17 protein-coding genes are annotated in these 19,490 nt (G+C 62.4%); 16 read left to right on the forward strand and 1 reads right to left on the reverse strand.

What is annotated here, in order from left to right; all coding sequences use genetic code 11:
• Positions 1–21: 21 nt before the first annotated feature.
• Positions 22–804, reverse strand: coding sequence for a type I methionyl aminopeptidase (gene map / locus CAF70_RS19880; RefSeq protein WP_004375406.1), 783 nt, complete (start codon positions 802–804; stop codon positions 22–24).
• Between the two features lie 346 nt (positions 805–1,150).
• Between map and rpsB the strand changes: the two genes are divergently transcribed.
• The 16 genes from rpsB to dnaE all read left to right on the forward strand — a co-directional run bounded on the left by rpsB (position 1,151) and on the right by dnaE (position 19,482).
• On the forward strand, positions 1,151–1,888 hold the full coding sequence (gene rpsB, locus CAF70_RS19885; protein WP_003252287.1) for a 30S ribosomal protein S2: 738 nt from the start codon (positions 1,151–1,153) through the stop codon (positions 1,886–1,888).
• Positions 1,889–2,074: 186 nt separating this feature from the next.
• The gene (tsf, locus tag CAF70_RS19890) at positions 2,075–2,938 is read left to right on the forward strand and encodes a translation elongation factor Ts (protein ID WP_013971250.1); all 864 of its coding nucleotides are present in this window, start codon (positions 2,075–2,077) and stop codon (positions 2,936–2,938) included.
• Between the two features lie 178 nt (positions 2,939–3,116).
• Positions 3,117–3,860 (forward strand): UMP kinase, encoded by a 744-nt coding sequence (pyrH, locus tag CAF70_RS19895; RefSeq protein WP_003252294.1) that lies wholly within the window; start codon positions 3,117–3,119, stop codon positions 3,858–3,860.
• On the forward strand, positions 3,857–4,414 hold the full coding sequence (gene frr / locus CAF70_RS19900) for a ribosome recycling factor (protein WP_085626432.1): 558 nt from the start codon (positions 3,857–3,859) through the stop codon (positions 4,412–4,414). Before pyrH ends, frr begins: the two co-directional genes overlap by 4 nt.
• A 15-nt stretch (positions 4,415–4,429) precedes the next feature.
• Positions 4,430–5,185 carry a polyprenyl diphosphate synthase gene (gene uppS, locus CAF70_RS19905; protein WP_015269194.1) on the forward strand — a complete coding sequence of 252 codons (756 nt, stop codon included), beginning with the start codon at positions 4,430–4,432 and terminating at the stop codon, positions 5,183–5,185.
• Positions 5,185–6,000, forward strand: coding sequence for a phosphatidate cytidylyltransferase (locus CAF70_RS19910; RefSeq protein ID WP_085626433.1), 816 nt, complete (start codon positions 5,185–5,187; stop codon positions 5,998–6,000). The genes uppS and CAF70_RS19910 overlap by 1 nt, the downstream gene beginning before the upstream one ends.
• The gene (ispC, locus tag CAF70_RS19915; RefSeq protein ID WP_085626434.1) at positions 5,997–7,187 is read left to right on the forward strand and encodes a 1-deoxy-D-xylulose-5-phosphate reductoisomerase; all 1,191 of its coding nucleotides are present in this window, start codon (positions 5,997–5,999) and stop codon (positions 7,185–7,187) included. Before CAF70_RS19910 ends, ispC begins: the two co-directional genes overlap by 4 nt.
• A 70-nt stretch (positions 7,188–7,257) precedes the next feature.
• Positions 7,258–8,610: an RIP metalloprotease RseP gene (gene rseP, locus CAF70_RS19920; RefSeq protein WP_085626435.1), complete on the forward strand. Its 1,353-nt coding sequence runs from the start codon at positions 7,258–7,260 to the stop codon at positions 8,608–8,610.
• Between the two features lie 74 nt (positions 8,611–8,684).
• Positions 8,685–11,033, forward strand: coding sequence for an outer membrane protein assembly factor BamA (gene bamA / locus CAF70_RS19925; RefSeq protein WP_085626436.1), 2,349 nt, complete (start codon positions 8,685–8,687; stop codon positions 11,031–11,033).
• A gap of 44 nt (positions 11,034–11,077) precedes the next feature.
• Positions 11,078–11,581, forward strand: a complete 504-nt coding sequence (locus tag CAF70_RS19930) for an OmpH family outer membrane protein (protein ID WP_015269197.1) — start codon at positions 11,078–11,080, stop codon at positions 11,579–11,581.
• Position 11,582: 1 nt separating this feature from the next.
• Positions 11,583–12,638, forward strand: coding sequence for a UDP-3-O-(3-hydroxymyristoyl)glucosamine N-acyltransferase (gene lpxD / locus CAF70_RS19935; protein ID WP_085626437.1), 1,056 nt, complete (start codon positions 11,583–11,585; stop codon positions 12,636–12,638).
• Positions 12,639–12,752: 114 nt separating this feature from the next.
• Complete coding sequence (gene fabZ / locus CAF70_RS19940) at positions 12,753–13,193, forward strand: 3-hydroxyacyl-ACP dehydratase FabZ (RefSeq protein ID WP_028634990.1); 441 nt, start codon at positions 12,753–12,755, stop codon at positions 13,191–13,193.
• Positions 13,190–13,966, forward strand: coding sequence for an acyl-ACP--UDP-N-acetylglucosamine O-acyltransferase (lpxA, locus tag CAF70_RS19945; RefSeq protein ID WP_085626438.1), 777 nt, complete (start codon positions 13,190–13,192; stop codon positions 13,964–13,966). Before fabZ ends, lpxA begins: the two co-directional genes overlap by 4 nt.
• A gap of 1 nt (position 13,967) precedes the next feature.
• Complete coding sequence (gene lpxB / locus CAF70_RS19950; RefSeq protein WP_085626439.1) at positions 13,968–15,095, forward strand: lipid-A-disaccharide synthase; 1,128 nt, start codon at positions 13,968–13,970, stop codon at positions 15,093–15,095.
• 1 nt (position 15,096) lies between these two features.
• Entirely contained in the window at positions 15,097–15,720 is a 624-nt protein-coding gene (gene rnhB, locus CAF70_RS19955; protein ID WP_085626440.1) for a ribonuclease HII, read from the forward strand.
• 237 nt (positions 15,721–15,957) lie between these two features.
• A complete protein-coding gene (gene dnaE, locus CAF70_RS19960; protein ID WP_085626441.1) occupies positions 15,958–19,482 on the forward strand; it encodes a DNA polymerase III subunit alpha in 3,525 nt (1,174 codons plus the stop codon).
• Positions 19,483–19,490 lie beyond the last annotated feature (8 nt).

The following is a 19,490-nucleotide window of genomic DNA, read 5'->3' on the forward strand; positions in this document are numbered from 1 at the left end:
GGGTGGCCTGTCGAAGTGCGGTCAGGCAGAGGTGCGCGGGATGGTGTCGTCCTTGCGCAGGGTGAAGATCTCGTAGCCGGTCGCGGTGACCACCAGGGTGTGTTCCCACTGCGCCGAGAGCTTGCGATCCTTGGTGATGGCGGTCCAGCCGTCGCCCAGCACCTTGGTGTCGGCCTTGCCCTGGTTGATCATCGGCTCGATGGTGAAGGTCATGCCTTCCTTCAGTTCCATGCCGGTGCCAGCCCGGCCGTAATGCAGGATTTGCGGCTCTTCGTGGAACACCTTGCCGATGCCGTGGCCGCAGAACTCGCGTACCACCGAGAAACCGTTCTTTTCAGCGTGCTTCTGGATCACTTCGCCGATGTCGCCCAGGCGGCAGCCCGGCTTGACCAGTTCGATGGCCTTGTACATGCATTCCTGGGTGACCTTGGACAGGCGCTCGGCCCATACCGGCACGGTGCCGACGTGGAACATGCGGCTGGTGTCGCCGTGGTAGCCGTCCTTGATCACGGTCACGTCGATGTTCAGCGTGTCACCGTCCTTGAGCGGCTTGTCGTTGGGGATGCCGTGGCAGACCACATGGTTGATCGAGGTGCAGATCGACTTCGGGTAGCCCTTGTAGTTGAGTGGCGCCGGAATGGCCTGCTGGACGTTGACGATGTAGTCGTGGCACAGACGGTCCAGCTCTTCGGTGGTGACACCGGGCTTGACGTGTTCTTCGATCATTTCCAGCACTTCGGCGGCCAGGCGGCCAGCGATGCGCATCTTCTCGATGTCTTCTGCGGTCTTGATGGTGACGGTCATTACAGGCTCTCTACAGCGCCGCATGCGACGCGAACAAACGGGAAAGGCCGGATTCTAGCAGAGCAGGGCGCCGATCGGTCGGGATAAAGACGCTCATGCTGCTGTCTATAGCTGGCATTCTGGCGCGAAAGCCGGGGTGCTGCAAAAACCGCTGACGGACGCAACAGTATCCGGGTTCCGTTTGGCCGCGGTCTGTGGTATAAAATGCGCCGCTTTCGGGGACGACCCCGTCAGCACTTAACCCACACACGTGTCGACACGATGACCTGGGTGCCCCGAGTTGCAGAATTCGCGGGTTGGTCATTGGGATACGTGGAGGCCCAACCCGACTTATCAAGGAACTATCATGTCCCAAGTCAACATGCGCGATATGCTGAAGGCCGGTGTGCACTTCGGCCACCAGACCCGTTACTGGAACCCGAAAATGGGCAAGTACATTTTCGGCGCGCGTAACAAGATCCACATCGTCAACCTGGAAAAAACCCTGCCGATGTTCAACGACGCTCTGTCGTTCGTAGAGCGCCTGGCCCAGGGCAAGAACAAGATCCTGTTCGTCGGCACCAAGCGTTCCGCCGGCAAGATCGTCGCCGAGCAAGCTGCTCGTTGCGGTTCGCCGTACGTTGACCACCGTTGGTTGGGCGGCATGCTGACCAACTACAAGACCATCCGCGCTTCGATCAAGCGTCTGCGCGACCTGGAAACCCAGGCCGAAGACGGCACTTTCGCCAAGCTGACCAAGAAAGAAGCCCTGATGCGCTCCCGCGACCTGGAAAAACTGGATCGCAGCCTGGGTGGTATCAAGGACATGGGCGGTCTGCCAGACGCTCTGTTCGTGATCGACGTTGATCACGAGCGCATCGCGATCACCGAAGCCAACAAGCTGGGCATCCCGGTTATCGGCGTTGTCGATACCAACAGCAGCCCTGAAGGTGTTGACTACATCATCCCGGGTAACGATGACGCCATCCGCGCTATCGAGCTGTACATGACTTCGATGGCTGACGCTGTCATCCGCGGCCGCAACAACGTTGCCGGCGGCACCGAAGTTTACGCTGAAGAAGCGGCTGCACCTGCTGCCGAGTAATTAGACGCTAGCGTCGACTTGGCACGCAAAAAGGGGGCTCTGCCCCCTTTTTGCCACCTTGAAATCCTGCTGTCAGCATCGGCCCCGCATCATGGGCCCGCTGAGATAAACACAGCGGATTTGCAGAATTGAACGCCCGTGACGAACGGGTGGAATGGTTGAAAAACTTTCCAAGAGGATTTTGAAATGGCAGCAATTACTGCAGCGCTGGTAAAAGAACTGCGCGAGCGTACCGGCGAAGGCATGATGGATTGCAAGAAGGCCCTGGAAAAGGCCGGCGGCGACATCGAAAAAGCCATTGACGACATGCGTGCCTCGGGCGCCATCAAGGCCGCCAAAAAGGCTGGCAATGTCGCTGCTGAAGGCGCTATCGCCGTCAAGACCGACGGTAAATCCGCCGTCCTGCTGGAAGTGAACTCGCAGACCGACTTCCTGGCCCTGCAAGACGACTTCAAGAACTTCGTTGCCGACAGCATCGAAGAAGCCTTCGCCCAGAAGCTGACCGACGCTGCTCCGCTGATCGCCTCGCGTGAAGCTGCTCGTGAAGCCCTGGTTGCCAAGTGTGGCGAGAACGTCAACATCCGCCGCCTGGTGCGCGTTGAAGGTGACGTTGTCGGTGCCTACCTGCACGGCAACAAGATCGGCGCTGCCGTTGTCCTGAAAGGCGGCGACGTCGATCTGGCCAAGAACATCGCCATGCACGTTGCAGCTTCGAACCCTGAGTTCCTGCTGCCGTCGGAAGTTTCCGCCGAAGCCATCGAGCGCGAGAAGGGCGTCTTCCTGCAGCTGAACGCTGACAAGATCGCCGGCAAGCCGGAAAACATCGTCGAGAACATGATCAAAGGTCGTATCTCGAAGTTCCTGGCCGAAGCCTCGCTGGTCGAGCAGGCTTTCGTCATGAATCCGGAAGTCAAAGTTGGCGAGCTGGCCAAGAAAGCCGGCGCTGAAATCGTTTCCTTCACCTACTTCAAAGTAGGCGAAGGCATCGAGAAGCCAGTCGACGACTTCGCTGCTGAAGTTGCCGCTCAGGTCGCTGCTGCCAAGCAGTAAGACAGCCCCGTCTGTCGCCCCAAAGAGGCTGCCCGCTCACGCGCGCAGCCTCTTTGTCAAAACGGCGAAGGGTTTATAAGGCCCCGCCGCTGGCACCGAAGCGGTGTCACGCTACAGTTAGCAGGCTGTAAACAGCCCGCACGAATTTTCTAAAAGTACGCCGCAGGAGAGACTCGCAATGGCTCAGCAGGTGAGTGGTCGCCAACCTCGCTATAAACGCATTTTGCTCAAACTTAGCGGCGAGGCCCTGATGGGCTCGGAAGACTTCGGGATCGACCCGAAAGTGCTGGATCGCATGGCCCTTGAAGTTGGCCAGCTGGTAGGGATCGGTGTCCAGGTCGGCCTGGTGATCGGTGGCGGCAACCTGTTCCGCGGCGCCGCGCTGAGCGCAGCCGGCATGGACCGTGTCACCGGTGACCACATGGGCATGCTGGCTACCGTGATGAACGGCCTGGCCATGCGCGACGCGCTGGAGCGCTCGAACATCCCGGCCCTGGTCATGTCGGCCATTTCCATGGTCGGTGTCACCGATCATTACGATCGTCGCAAAGCTATTCGCCACCTCAACTCCGGGGATGTGGTAATTTTCTCCGCCGGTACCGGCAACCCGTTCTTCACCACCGACTCCGCAGCCTGCCTGCGCGCCATCGAAATCGATGCCGACGTGGTGCTGAAGGCGACCAAGGTCGATGGTGTGTACACTGCCGATCCATTCAAGGACCCGCATGCCGAGAAGTTCGATCACCTGACCTACGACGAGGTCCTGGATCGCAAGCTGGGCGTGATGGACCTGACCGCAATCTGCCTGTGCCGTGACCACAAGATGCCATTGCGGGTATTCAACATGAACAAGCCTGGCGCCCTGCTGAACATCGTGGTGGGTGGCGCTGAAGGTACTCTGATCGAGGAAGGCCAAGCATGATCAACGACATCAAGAAAGACGCGCAGGAGCGCATGACCAAGTCCCTCGAGGCCCTGGCTCGCAACCTGGCGGCAATCCGCACCGGTCGCGCCCACCCAAGCATCCTGGACAGCGTCAAGGTCCCGGCCTGGGGTAGCGAGATGCCGCTGAACCAGGTGGCCGCGATCACCGTCGAAGATGCCCGTACCCTGAAGATCGTCGCCCACGACAAGAATCTCAGCGCCGCCATCGAGAAGGCCATCCTTACCTCCGACCTGGGCCTGAACCCGTCCAGCGCCGGTACCACTATCCGTGTGCCGATGCCGGCCCTGACCGAGGAAACCCGCAAGGGCTACACCAAGCAGGCCAGCGGCGTTGCCGAGGATGCCAAGGTCGCCGTGCGCAACGTGCGCCGTGATGCCCTGGCCGAGCTGAAGAAGCTGACCAAGGACAAGGAAATCAGCGAAGACGAAGAGCGTCGTGCCGCTGACGAGATCCAGAAACTGACCGACAAGTACGTTGCCGAGGTCGATGCCGCCTTCAAAGCCAAGGAAAAGGACCTGATGGCCGTCTAAGGCCGGGGTTTTTTAATGGAAAAGACCAAGCCAGCGGCGCCGTCCTCGGTGCCGCGTCATGTCGCGATCATCATGGATGGCAACAACCGCTGGGCGAAAAAACGCCTGCTGCCAGGCGTTGCCGGGCACAAGGCGGGTGTCGACGCCGTTCGCGCGGTCATTGAAGTCTGTGCCGAGTCCGGGGTCGAGGTGCTGACCCTGTTCGCCTTCTCCAGCGAGAACTGGCAGCGCCCCGCCGAAGAGGTGGGTGCGCTGATGGAGTTGTTCTTCTCGGCCCTGCGCCGTGAGGCCAAGCGCCTCAACGAGAACAACATCAGCTTGCGTATCATTGGTGATCGTTCGCGTTTCCATCCGGAGCTGCAAGCCGCCATGCGCGAAGCCGAGGCGCTTACCGCCGGCAACAATCGCTTCATCCTGCAGATCGCGGCCAACTACGGTGGCCAGTGGGACATCGCCCAGGCCGCCCAGCGGCTGGCGCGGGAAGTGCAAGCCGGGCACCTGCGTCCGGAAGACATCACCCCGGGCTTGCTGCAGACCTGCCTGGCAACCGGCGAGCTGCCGCTGCCGGACCTGTGTATCCGCACCGGTGGCGAGCACCGCATCAGCAACTTCCTGTTGTGGCAGCTGGCCTACGCCGAGCTGTACTTCTCCGACCTGTACTGGCCGGACTTCAAACACGAGGCCATGCGCAACGCCCTGGCCGATTTCGCTTCGCGCCAGCGCCGCTTCGGTAAGACCAGCGAGCAGGTCGAGGCTGGAGCTCGTGCTTAATGCTTAAACAACGCATCATTACCGCGCTGATCCTGCTGCCGGTCGCGCTGGGTGGCTTTTTCCTGCTCAACGGTGGGGATTTCGCCCTGTTCATCGGCTTCGTGGTGACCCTCGGCGCCTGGGAGTGGGCGCGCCTGGCCGGGCTGATGGCCCAGCCGCTGCGCATCGCCTATGCCGTGGTCGTCGCCGGAGCGCTGATGCTGCTGTACATCCTTCCGGAGCTGGCGCCCTGGGTGCTGGGGGCCGCGGTGATCTGGTGGGGGTTGGCCACCTGGCTGGTGCTTACCTACCCGCGCAGCAGTGAGCTGTGGGCCAGTGCCGCCTGCCGGTTGCTGATCGGCCTGCTGGTATTGCTGCCGGCCTGGCAGGGTCTGGTGCTGCTCAAGCACTGGCCGCTGGGTAACTGGCTGATCCTGTCGGTCATGGTGCTGGTGTGGGCTGCCGATATTGGCGCGTACTTCTCTGGCCGTGCCTTCGGCAAGCGCAAGCTGGCGCCACAGGTCAGTCCGGGCAAGAGCTGGGAAGGCGTCTATGGCGGCCTGGCAGTCAGCCTGGCAATTACCCTGGTGGTCGGCATCAGTCGCGACTGGGGCTTCGGCCAGATCCTGCTGGGTCTGCTGGGTGCCGCACTGGTAGTCATGTCTTCGGTGGTCGGTGACCTGACCGAAAGCATGTTCAAGCGCCGTACCGGCATCAAGGACAGTAGCAACCTGTTGCCTGGTCACGGTGGGGTGCTCGACCGCATCGACAGCCTGACCGCGGCGATCCCGATTTTCGCCGTGCTGCTGTGGGCGGCTGAATGGGGTGTGATGTGAGTCGTCCGCAGCGGATTACCGTGCTGGGGGCCACCGGCTCCATTGGCCTGAGCACGCTGGATGTCATCGCGCGCCACCCCGACCGCTACCAGGTTTTCGCCCTGAGTGGCTATTCGCGTATCGACGAATTGCTGGCCCTGTGTGTGCGCCACCGCCCGGCGTTCGCCGTGGTGCCGGGCGCCGAGGCGGCCATACGGCTGCGTGAAAGCCTGGTTGCGGCAGGCTGTGCCACCGAAGTGCTGGAAGGCGAGGCCGGGCTGTGCCAGGTGGCCTCTGCGCCAGAGGTGGATGCGGTGATGGCGGCCATTGTCGGCGCCGCCGGCCTGCGCCCCACCCTGGCGGCGGTCGAGGCGGGCAAGAAAGTGTTGCTGGCCAACAAGGAGGCGCTGGTCATGTCCGGCGCGCTGTTCATGGACGCGGTGCGGCGCAGTGGCGCCGTGCTGCTGCCGATCGACAGCGAGCACAACGCGATCTTCCAGTGCATGCCTGGCGACTACGCGCGCGGCCTGAGTGCCGTCGGCGTGCGCCGGATCCTGCTCACCGCCTCCGGTGGCCCGTTCCGCGAGACCCCTGTCGAGGCGCTGCTGGACGTCACCCCGGAGCAGGCCTGCGCACACCCCAACTGGTCCATGGGGCGCAAGATTTCCGTGGATTCGGCCAGCATGATGAACAAAGGCCTGGAACTGATCGAGGCCTGCTGGCTGTTCGATGCCGCACCGGCCAAGGTCGAGGTGGTGGTGCACCCACAGAGCGTGATCCACTCCCTGGTGGACTATGTGGACGGTTCGGTGCTGGCGCAGCTGGGTAACCCGGACATGCGCACGCCCATCGCCAACGCCCTGGCCTGGCCCGAGCGGATCGATTCCGGGGTGGCCCCGCTGGACCTGTTCGCCATAGCCCGTCTGGATTTCCAGGCGCCCGACGAACAGCGCTTCCCTTGCCTGCGCCTGGCGCGGCAGGCTGCCGAAGCCGGCAACAGCGCACCGGCCGTGCTCAATGCGGCCAATGAGGTTGCAGTCGAGGCATTTCTCCAGCGGCGTATCCGCTTTCCGGAGATCGCGGGTATGATCGAACAGGTGCTCGATCAGGAGCCCGTCGTACCGCTGCCGTCGCTGGACGCGGTGTTCGCCGCCGACCAGCGTGCCCGCGAGCTTTCCCGTGAGTGGCTGAGGCGTCACGGTCGCTGATGCAGGCCCGCCACGGTTCACGAGGGGCTGGGCATGATGCCAGCCCGCTGAACATCATTCGGAGATGGATATGACAGCGCTCTACATGATTATCGGCACCCTCGTAGCCCTGGGCGTGCTGGTCACTTTCCATGAGTTCGGCCACTTCTGGGTGGCACGCCGCTGTGGTGTCAAGGTGCTGCGCTTCTCGGTGGGCTTCGGCACGCCGCTGCTGCGCTGGCATGACCGCCATGGCACCGAGTTCGTGATTGCGGCGATCCCGCTGGGTGGCTACGTCAAGATGCTCGACGAGCGCGAAGGCGAGGTGCCGCCGGCGCTTGTCGAGCAATCGTTCAACCGCAAGTCCGTGCGCCAGCGCATCGCGATCGTCGCGGCGGGCCCGGTTGCCAACTTCCTGCTGGCCATCCTGTTCTTCTGGGTGCTGGCGATGCTGGGTACCCAGCAGGTCCGCCCGGTGATCGGTGCGGTCGAGGCTGGCAGCCTGGCAGCATCGGCGGACCTGACCGCAGGTCAGGAAATCGTCTCCATCGACGGCAAGCCGACCAATGGTTGGTCTGCAGTCAACCTGCAGCTGGTTCGCCGGCTGGGCGAAAGCGGCACCTTGCAGGTTGGCGTGCGTGAAGAAGGCGCCAGCGCCGAGCGCCAACTGCAAGTGAAACTGGACAGCTGGCTCAAGGGCGCTGACGAGCCGGACCCGATCCAGTCCCTGGGGCTGCAGCCTTGGCGCCCGGCGATCGTGCCGGTGTTGGCCGAGATCGATCCGAAGGGCCCGGCTGCCGCCGCGGGCCTGAAAACCGGTGACAAGCTGCTGGCCCTCGATGGCGTGGCAGTGAGCGAATGGCAGCAGGTGGTCGATGCCGTGCGGGCCCGCCCGCAAGCCAAGGTTGTGGTGCGTGTCGAGCGCGATGGTGCTGCGCTGGACGTCCCGGTCACCCTGGCGCGCAAGGGCGAGGGCAAGGCGGCCGGCGGCTATCTGGGGGCCGGAGTAAAAGGTGGCGAATGGCCTGCCAGCATGCTCCGCGAAGTCAGCTACGGCCCGCTGGATGCGGTAGGTGAGGGCTTGTCACGCACCTGGAACATGAGCGTCCTGACCCTTGAATCGCTGAAGAAAATGCTGTTCGGGGAGCTCTCGGTAAAAAACTTGAGCGGACCGATAACCATTGCTAAAGTGGCGGGCGCTTCAGCCCAGTCCGGCGTGGGGGATTTCCTGAATTTCCTGGCCTACCTGAGCATAAGCCTGGGGGTTCTTAACCTGCTGCCCATCCCGGTTCTGGATGGGGGGCATTTGCTGTTTTACCTGGTCGAGTGGGCGCGCGGTCGTCCGCTGTCGGATCGGGTGCAAGGTTGGGGGGTCCAGATCGGTATCAGTTTGGTCATAGGGGTGATGTTGCTCGCCCTGATCAACGATCTGGGTCGACTATAAAGCTTCGCTCAATTGCGAAACCTGCCGTCTTGTCGCGGCGGGCTGTTTATTGCCAGTTGGAATAAAAGGACTTCATGAAACGTCTGCTGCTAACTGCGGTCATGTCCGCACTGATGATCGCTGAAGTTCACGCCGAGTCCTTCACCATCTCCGATATCCGCGTCAACGGCCTGCAGCGGGTTTCCGCCGGCAGTGTCTTCGGTGCCTTGCCGCTGAACGTCGGCGACCAGGCCGATGATCGCCGACTGGTGGAGTCGACCCGTTCCCTGTTCAAGACCGGCTTCTTCCAGGACATCCAGCTGAACCGCGATGGCAATGTCCTGATCATCAACGTGGTCGAGCGCCCGTCGGTGTCGAGCATCGAGATCGAAGGCAACAAGGCCATCAGCACCGAAGACCTGATGAAGGGCCTGAAGCAATCGGGCCTCGCCGAAGGCGAGATCTTCCAGCGTGCCACCCTCGAAGGTGTGCGTAACGAGCTGCAGCGCCAGTACGTGGCCCAGGGCCGCTACTCGGCCGAGGTCGACGCCGAGGTGGTGCCGCAGCCGCGCAACCGCGTGGCGCTGAAGATCAAGATCAACGAAGGCACCGTCGCCGCCATCCAGCACATCAACATCGTTGGCAACAACGTGTTCGACGACGAGACCCTGGCGCAGCTGTTCGAGCTGAAGACCACCAACTGGCTGTCGTTCTTCAAGAACGACGACAAGTACGCCCGCGAAAAGCTCTCCGGTGACCTGGAGCGCCTGCGTTCCTACTACCTGGACCGCGGCTACATCAATATGGATATCGCTTCCACCCAGGTGTCCATCACGCCGGACAAGAAGCACGTCTACATCACCGTCAACATCAACGAAGGCGAGAAGTACACCGTTCGCGACGTGAAGCTGTCCGGTGACCTGAAGGTGCCGGAAGACCAGGTCAAGTCGCTGCTGCTGGTGCAGCCGGGCCAGGTGTTCTCGCGCAAGGTGATGACCAGCACGTCCGATCTGATCACCCGTCGTCTGGGTAACGAAGGCTACACCTTCGCCAACGTCAACGGCGTGCCGCAGCCGAACGATGAAGACCACACTGTCGATATCATGTTCGTGGTCGACCCGGGCAAGCGTGCCTACGTCAACCGCATCAACTACCGCGGCAACACCAAGACCGAAGACGAAGTGTTGCGTCGCGAAATGCGCCAGATGGAAGGCGGCTGGGCCTCGACCTACCTGATCGACCAGTCCAAGACCCGTCTGGAACGCCTGGGCTTCTTCAAGGAAGTCAACGTCGAGACCCCGCCGGTGCCGGGCACCGACGACCAGGTCGACGTCAACTACAGCGTCGAAGAACAGGCCTCCGGCTCGATCACCGCCAGCGTCGGTTTCGCCCAGAGCGCCGGCCTGATCCTCGGTGGTTCGATCAGCCAGAGCAACTTCCTCGGTACCGGTAACAAGGTGTCCATCGGCCTGACCCGTTCGGAATACCAGACCCGCTACAACTTCGGCTTCGTTGACCCCTACTTCACTGCCGATGGCGTGAGCCTGGGCTACAACGCCTTCTACCGCAGCACCGACTACGACGACCTCGATGTCGACGTGGCCAGCTACGCAGTGGACAGCTACGGTGCCGGTGTCAGCCTGGGCTACCCGATCAGCGAGACCTCGCGCCTGACCTACGGCCTGAGCGTACAGCAGGACAAGATCAAGACCGGCAAGTACACCGTTGACGAAATCTTCGATTTCCTCGAAGAGGAAGGCGACAACTTCCTGAACTTCAAGGCCTCGATCGGCTGGTCGGAATCGACCCTGAACAAGGGTGTGCTGGCGACCCGTGGTCACTCCCAGAGCCTGACTCTGGAATCGACTGTTCCAGGCAGCGACCTGTCGTTCTACAAGCTCGACTACCGCGGCCAGTTGTTCAAGCCGATCAGCAGCAACTACACCCTGCGCCTGCACACCGAGCTGGGCTATGGTGATGGCTACGGCGGCACCTCGGGCCTGCCGTTCTACGAGAACTACTTCGCGGGTGGCTTCAACTCGGTCCGTGGCTTCAAGGACAGCAGCCTGGGCCCACGCAGTACCCCGAGCGACGGTACTCGACCAGGCACTCTGCGCGACCCGGACCAGGATCCGCTGCCGTTCGGTGGCAACGTGCTGGTACAGGGCGGTGTCGAGCTGCTGTTCCCGCTGCCGTTCGTCAAGGACCAGCGTTCGCTGCGCACCTCCGTGTTCTGGGACGTGGGTAACGTGTTCGATACCAATTGCGGCAACCAGCCTGATTGCGAGAAGGTCGGTTTCTCGGGCATGGCCAGTTCGGTCGGCCTGGGCGTGACCTGGATCACCGCACTGGGCCCGCTGAGCTTCAGCCTGGCAATGCCGGTCAAGAAGCCGGACGATGCCGACACCCAGGTGTTCCAATTCTCTCTGGGCCAGACCTTCTGAGGTCGGCCCTCGCTTAATGACAACGGTTTATCCAGGAGTTCATCGTGCGTAAGTTGACCCAACTGGCCGTAGTGGCCGCGGCGCTGGTCGCCACCCCGGCTTTCGCCGAAATGAAGGTTGCCGTCCTGAACTATCAGATGGCCTTGCTGGAATCGGATGCCGCCAAGAAGTACGCGGTAGATGCCGAGAAGAAGTTCGGCCCGCAGCTGACCAAGCTGAAAAGCCTGGAAAGCAGCGCCAAGGGCATTCAGGACCGTCTGATCAAGGGCGGCGACAAGATGCAGCAGCAGGAGCGTGAGCGCCTGGAGCTCGAGTTCAAGCAGAAGGCCCGTGACTTCCAGTTCCAGTCCAAGGAACTGAACGAAGCCAAGGCGGTTGCCGACCGCGACATGCTCAAGCAGCTGAAGCCGAAGCTGGATGGCGCTGTAGAGGAAGTGATCAAGAAGGGCGGTTACGACCTGGTCCTTGAGCGTGGCGCGGTTATCGATGTCAAACCTCAGTACGACATCACCCGCCAGGTCATCGAGCGCATGAACCAAGCCCGTTGATATGACCGTGACCATGACGCTAGGCCAGTTGGCCGAGGCCCTCGGCGCCACCCTCAAGGGGCCCGAGGCGCTGCAGATTACCGGGCTGGCCACCTTGCAGGAGGCTGGCCCCGGTCAGTTGAGTTTCCTCGCCAACCCGCAGTACCGCAAATTCCTGGATAACAGCCAGGCGGCCGCGGTGCTGCTGAAGGCGGCGGACGCCGAAGGCTTTGCCGGCAATGCACTGATCGTCGCCGATCCCTACCTGGCCTACGCGCGCATTTCCCATCTGTTCGATCCCAAACCCAAGGCTGTGGCGGGTATTCATCCCAGCGCCGTGGTAGCCGAGGACGCGCAGGTGGATGCCAGTGCCAGCATCGGGCCGTTTGCGGTCATCGAAAGCGGTGCGCGCATCGCGGCCAATGTCAGCGTAGGTGCGCACTGCGTGGTCGGTGCCCGGTGCGTGATCGGTGAGGGCGGCTGGCTGGCTCCTCGGGTCACGCTGTACCATGATGTGACCATCGGCAAGCGTGTGGTCATCCAGTCGGGTGCGGTGATCGGCGGTGAGGGCTTCGGCTTTGCCAACGAGAAGGGCGTATGGCGCAAGATCGCCCAGATCGGTGGCGTGACCATCGGCGACGACGTTGAAATCGGTGTCAATACCGCGGTCGATCGCGGTGCGCTGTCGGACACGCGGATTGCTGACGGGGTCAAGCTCGACAACCAGATCCAGATCGCCCACAACGTGCAGATCGGTGAGCACACAGCCATGGCCGCCTGTGTCGGGATTTCCGGCAGCACGCGCATCGGCAAGCATTGCACCATCGCCGGCGGTGTCGGCATGGTTGGTCATATCGATGTCTGTGATAACGTTTTCGTGTCCGGGATGACCATGGTGACCCGTTCGATCACCGAACCGGGTGCCTACTCTTCCGGCACTGCCATGCAGCCACTGGCTGAATGGCGCAAGAGCGCCGCGCGTATCCGCCACCTGGACGACATGGCCAAGCGTCTCCAGCAGCTGGAAAAACGCGTCGATACCGTGACCTCAGGTGGCCAGCCGACATCAGAAGGCTGATACCATTCCCTGAGCAAGAGTGAACAGTCGCTAGCTGGCTCCTCTTTGGACTGCAAAAGGAGCGTGTGGTCAGCACCTGCGCTCCCTATTCTTATTACAGGCTTCCCCCCCGAAATGATGGACATCAACGAGATTCGCGAATACCTGCCTCACCGTTACCCGTTCCTGCTGGTGGACCGTGTGACGGATCTGGACTACGAGGCCCAGAGCATTCGTGCCTACAAGAATGTCAGCATCAACGAGCCGTTCTTCAACGGCCATTTCCCGGCGCACCCGATCATGCCGGGCGTTCTGATCATCGAAGCCATGGCCCAGGCCGCCGGTATCCTCGGTTTCAAGATGCTTGACGCCAAGCCGGCCGATGGCACCCTGTACTACTTCGTTGGCTCCGACAAGCTGCGTTTCCGTCAGCCGGTACTGCCGGGTGACCAGCTGGTGCTGGAAGCCAAGTTCCTCAGCCGCAAGAGCATGATCTGGAAATTCGAATGCCGCGCCCTGGTCGACGGCAAGCCGGTTTGCTCGGCAGAAATCACCTGTGCGGAACGCTCCCTATGAATTCGATTGATCCTCGGGCCATTATCGACCCGTCGGCCAAGCTGGCCGATGGTGTCGAGGTCGGCCCCTGGTCGATCGTTGGCCCCGATGTGGAAATCGGGGAGGGCACCGTTATCGGCCCGCATGTTGTGCTCAAAGGGCCGACCCGCATCGGCAGGCACAACCGTATCTTTCAGTTTTCCTCGATCGGCGAAGATACCCCGGACCTCAAGTACAAGGGTGAACCGACTCGCCTGGTGATCGGTGACCACAATGTGATCCGCGAAGGGGTGACCATCCACCGCGGCACCGTCCAGGACCGCGCGGAAACCACCGTGGGCGATCACAACCTGATCATGGCCTATGCCCACATCGGCCACGACAGCGTCATCGGCAACCACTGCATCCTGGTCAACAACACCGCCCTGGCCGGCCATGTGCATGTGGGCGACTGGGCGATCCTGTCCGGCTACACCCTGGTGCACCAATACTGCCATATCGGTGCCCACGCGTTTTCCGGCATGGGCACGGCGATCGGCAAGGACGTCCCGGCCTTCGTCACCGTGTTCGGTAGCCCGGCCGAAGCCCGCAGCATGAACTTCGAAGGCATGCGCCGCCGGGGTTTCAGCGATGAGGTGATCCACGTGCTGCGTCGTTGCTACAAGATCGTCTATCGCCAGGGCCTGACCGTCGAAGACGCGCTCAAGGAGCTGGACGAACTGGCCGCCAAGCACCCCGAGGTCGATCTGTTCCGTCAGTCGATCGTGAATTCTGCCCGCGGCATCACCCGCTGACATGGCCCGGCTTTGCGTAGCCTTGGTCGCAGGTGAGGCCAGCGGCGACATTCTCGGTTCAGGTTTGATGCGTGCCATCAAGGCACGCCACCCCGACGTACGGTTCATCGGCGTTGGCGGCCCGCTGATGGAAGCCGAAGGCCTGCAATCCTATTTCCCCATGGAGCGCCTGGCCGTCATGGGCCTGGTCGAAGTGCTGGGGCGCCTTCGCGAATTGCTCAAGCGCCGCAAGCTGCTGATCGAGACCCTGATCGGCGAACAGCCCGATGTGTTCATCGGCATCGATGCCCCCGACTTCACCCTCAACATCGAACTGAAACTGCGTCAGGCCGGGATCAAGACCGTGCACTACGTCAGCCCGTCGGTCTGGGCCTGGCGGCAGAAGCGGGTGCTGAAGATTCGCGAAGGCTGCGACCTGATGCTGACGCTGTTGCCATTCGAGGCGCGCTTCTATGAAGAGCAGGGCGTGCCTGTGCGTTTTGTCGGTCACCCGTTGGCCGATACCATCCCGCTCGAAGCCGACCGCCCGGCGGCACGTGTCGCGCTGGGCCTGGGCGAAGGGCCGGTAGTTGCGTTGATGCCAGGCAGCCGGGGCGGCGAAGTCGGGCGCCTGGGGGCCCTGTTCCTGGATGCTGCCGAACGGCTCCGCCAGCAGGTCCCGGGTGTGCATTTCGTACTGCCTTGTGCCAATGCCGCGCGGCGCGCCCAGATCGAGCAGATGCTCGAAGGCCGCGACTTGCCGCTGACCCTGCTCGATGGCCAGTCGCACCAGGCCCTGGCGGCCTGTGACGCGGTGCTGATCGCCTCGGGTACCGCCACCCTCGAAGCGTTGCTGTACAAGCGGCCGATGGTTGTGGCTTATCGCCTGGCGCCGCTGACCTACTGGATCCTCAAGCGCTTGGTCAAGAGCCCCTACGTGTCATTGCCGAACCTGCTGGCCCAGCGCGTGCTGGTACCCGAGCTGCTGCAGGACGAGGCCACTAGCGAAGCCTTGGCCAATACCTTGGCGCCGCTGGTAGCCGATGGCAGGCAGCAGACCGAGCGTTTCGACGAAATTCACCGCACCTTGCGCCGTGACGCCTCCAACCAGGCGGCCGAGGCGATACTGGCCTTGCTCAAGGACCGCTGACATGCAAATTGGACTGGACTTCAACCTGGTCGAGGACCTGGTCGCCGGCGTCGACGAAGTGGGCCGTGGCCCGCTGTGCGGCGCGGTGGTGACCGCCGCGGTGATCCTCGACCCGGCGCGCCCGATCCTCGGCCTGAACGATTCGAAGAAACTCACCGAAGCCAGGCGTGAAGCGCTGTTCGACGAGATCTGCGAAAAGGCCCTGAGCTTCTGCATCGCCCGCGCCGAGGTCGAGGAAATCGACCGACTGAACATCCTGCATGCGACCATGCTGGCCATGCAGCGCGCCGTGGAAGGCTTGCACATTACACCGAAGCTGGCCCTGATCGACGGTAACCGCTGCCCGAAACTGGCCGTACCGGCGTCGCCGGTGGTCAAGGGTGATAGCCAGGTGCCGGCAATCGCGGCGGCGTCGATCCTGGCCAAGGTGACCCGTGACCGGGAGATGAGCGCATTCGAGCTGATCTACCCGGGTTATGGCATTGGCGGACACAAGGGCTACCCGACCCCGGTGCACCTCGAGGCGCTGGCACGCTTGGGGCCAACGCCCATTCATCGGCGTTCCTTTGCCCCGGTGCGGGCTGCCTGGGACGCGCTTGAAGGCGTCACCGAATCCCTGATCTGACCTATTAGTTCGTTGCTGCAGGCGTCACGCTATCCTCTGTGGGAGCGGCTTTAGCCGCGAACACCGGCGCAGCCGGTGCCATACACCGTGTTGGATTCTTCGCGGGTGAACCCGCTCCCACAGGGGCGGCGGTGCGCGCACATTCTTTATTCTCTGCCCGACACCGCAACCCCAAATCCTATCCTCAATTAAGCTACAATCCCGCCCTTGTCGTTCAGCATTGCTACAGGATCTTCCATGTCGGTTCCCTTCGTTCACCTGCGCGTCCACTCCGAATTCTCGCTGGTCGACGGCCTGGTGCGGATCAAGCCGCTGGCCAAGGCACTGGCCGGGATGAACATGCCGGCGGTGGCGATCACCGACCAGAGCAACATGTGCTCGCTGGTCAAGTTCTACAAGACCGCCATGGGTGCCGGCATCAAGCCGATTTGCGGCGCCGACTTGTGGCTGGCCGCTGCCGATCCGGAAGCACCGCTGTCGCGTATCTGCTTGCTGGCCATGAACCCCAAGGGCTACCGCAACCTCACCGAGCTGATCTCGCGCGGCTGGACCGACGGCCAGCGCAACGGCCTGGTCATCCTCCAGCGTGAATGGATCGCCCCCGCCAGTGAGGGCCTGATCGCCCTGTCCGCAGGCAAGGAAGGCGACATCGGCATGGCCCTGCTGGCCGGCAAGGACGATGAAGCCGAGGCCCTGCTGCAGGACTGGATGGCCATGTTCCCCGAGCGCTTCTACGTCGAAGTGCAGCGCACCAACCGCGCCCGCGACGAGGAGTACGTGCATGCAGCCGTGGCCCTGGCGGACAAGTTCGGCGCTCCGCTGGTTGCGACCAACGACGTGCGCTTCATCAAGCAGTCGGACTTCGACGCCCACGAAACCCGCGTGTGCATCGGCGAGGGCTGGACACTCGACGACCCGCGACGGCCAAGGATGTACAGCGACCAGCAGTACCTGAAGTCAGCCGAGGAAATGACCGAGCTGTTCAGTGACCTGCCCGACGCCATCGCCAACACCGTCGAGATCGCCAAGCGCTGCAACATCCAGGTGCAGCTGGGCAAGTACTTCCTGCCCGACTTCCCCACGCCCAACGGCATGGGCATCGATGACTACCTGCGGCATGTGTCCCACGAAGGCCTGGAAGAGCGCCTGGCGGTGCTGTGGCCGAAAGAGACCACGCCCAATTACGAAGAGAAGCGCCAGGTCTACCTGGACCGCCTGAAGTTCGAGCTGGACATCATCATCCAGATGGGCTTCCCCGGTTACTTCCTGATCGTGATGGACTTCATCAAGTGGGCCAAGAACAACGGCGTGCCAGTCGGCCCGGGCCGGGGGTCGGGTGCCGGCTCGCTGGTGGCTTACGTGCTGAAGATCACCGACCTCGACCCGCTGGCCTACGACCTGCTGTTCGAGCGCTTCCTTAACCCCGAACGTATTTCCATGCCCGACTTCGACGTCGACTTCTGCATGGATGGCCGTGACCGGGTAATCGATTACGTGGCCGAAGCTTATGGCCGCAATGCGGTCAGCCAGATCATCACCTTCGGTACCATGGCGGCGAAGGCGGTGGTGCGAGACGTGGCGCGGGTACAGGGCAAGTCCTACGGCCTGGCCGACCGCCTGTCGAAGATGATCCCGTTCGAAGTGGGCATGACCCTGGAGAAGGCCTACGAGCAGGAAGAGATCCTGCGCGACTTCCTCAAGGGTGACGAAGACGCCCGCGAAATCTGGGACATGGCCCTGAAGCTCGAGGGCGTGACGCGCGGTACCGGCAAGCACGCCGGTGGTGTGGTCATCGCCCCGACCAAGCTCACCGACTTCTCGCCGATTGCCTGTGACGAAGAGGGCGGCGGCCTGGTTACCCAGTTCGACAAGGATGACGTCGAGGCCGCCGGCCTGGTGAAGTTCGACTTCCTCGGCCTGCGGACCCTGACCATCATCAAGTGGGCAATGGAGATCATCAACCGCGAGCAGGCCAAGAAGAACCTGCCCGACGTCAACATCGACTTCATTCCGCTGGACGACCGCAAGACCTACGAGCTGTTGCAGAAGGCCGAAACCACGGCGGTGTTCCAGCTTGAATCGCGGGGCATGAAAGAGCTGATCAAGAAGCTCAAACCCGACTGCCTGGAAGACCTTATCGCACTGGTGGCGCTGTTCCGCCCAGGCCCGCTGCAGTCAGGCATGGTGGACGACTTCATCAACCGCAAGCACGGCCGCGCCGAGTTGGCGTACCCGCACCCGGACTACCAGTACGAAGGCCTGAAGCCGGTACTGGCGCCCACCTACGGCATCATCCTGTACCAGGAACAGGTGATGCAGATCGCCCAGGTGATGGCAGGCTATACCCTCGGCGGCGCCGACATGCTGCGCCGTGCGATGGGTAAGAAGAAGCCCGAGGAGATGGCCAAGCAGCGCGGTGGTTTCATCGAAGGTTGTGCCAACAACAATATCGATGCAGACCTGGCCGGTAACATCTTTGACCTGGTGGAAAAGTTCGCCGGCTACGGCTTCAACAAATCCCACTCCGCTGCCTATGGCCTGGTGTCGTACCAGACTGCCTGGCTGAAAACCCACCACCCGGCGGCGTTCATGGCTGCGGTACTGTCGGCGGATATGCACAACACCGACAAGGTGGTGGTGCTGGTCGAGGAAGTGCGCAGCATGAAGCTGCGCCTCGACGCGCCGGACGTGAACTTCTCCGACTTCAAGTTCACCGTCAACAATGACGGGCGCATCGTCTACGGCCTGGGCGCCATCAAGGGCGTCGGCGAAGGCCCGGTAGAGGCTATCGTCGAGGCCCGCGCCCAGGGTGGCCCGTTCAAGGACCTGTTCGATTTCTGTGAACGCATCGACCTCAAGCGGGTCAACAAGCGAACCCTCGATGCGCTGATCCGCAGTGGTGCGCTGGACCGCCTGGGCCCGCACTTCCATGACGAGATAAAGGCCTATCACGCCAACATCGACATCAACCGTGCAACCTTGCTCTCGGCGCTGGGCGAGGCCATCAAGGCTGCCGAGCAGGCCGCGCACACCGCTGACAGTGGCCACGTCGACCTGTTCGGCGGCATGTTCGAAGCGGCGGATGCCGACGTCTACGCCAACCACCGCAAGGTGCGCGAACTGACCCTCAAGGAGCGCCTGAAGGGGGAGAAGGATACCCTCGGCCTGTACCTCACCGGCCACCCGATCGACGAGTACGAGACCGAGATTCGCCGCTTTGCCCGCCAGCGCATCATCGACCTCAAGCCGTCACGCGATACCCAGACCATCGCCGGCATGATCATTGCCCTGCGGGTGATGAAGAACAAGAAGGGTGACAAGATGGGCTTCGTCACCCTGGATGACCGTTCCGGGCGCATCGAGGCGTCGCTGTTTGCCGATGCCTTCATGGCGGCACAGTCCTTGCTGCAGACCGATGCCATGGTGGTTGTCGAAGGCGAGGTCAGCAACGACGATTTCTCCGGTGGCCTGCGCCTGCGGGTTAAGCAGGTGATGACCATGGAGGACGCGCGCACCAAGCTGGCCGAAAGCCTGCGCCTGAAGGTGGCACACGAAGCGCTCAAGGGCGACCGGTTGAAGTGGCTGGGCGATTTGATTACCCGCCATCGCGGTGCTTGCCCTATCACCCTCGAGTACACCGGCAGCGACGCCAAGGCCATGCTGCAGTTCGGTGAGCAGTGGGCCATCGACCCGGCTGATGGGCTGATTCAGGCGCTGCGTGACCAGTTCGGGCGTGAGAACGTCTTCCTGCAATATCGTTGAACCGACAA

Source organism: Pseudomonas sp. B19(2017) (assembly GCF_002113165.1).
Classification (GTDB): Bacteria; Pseudomonadota; Gammaproteobacteria; order Pseudomonadales; family Pseudomonadaceae; genus Aquipseudomonas.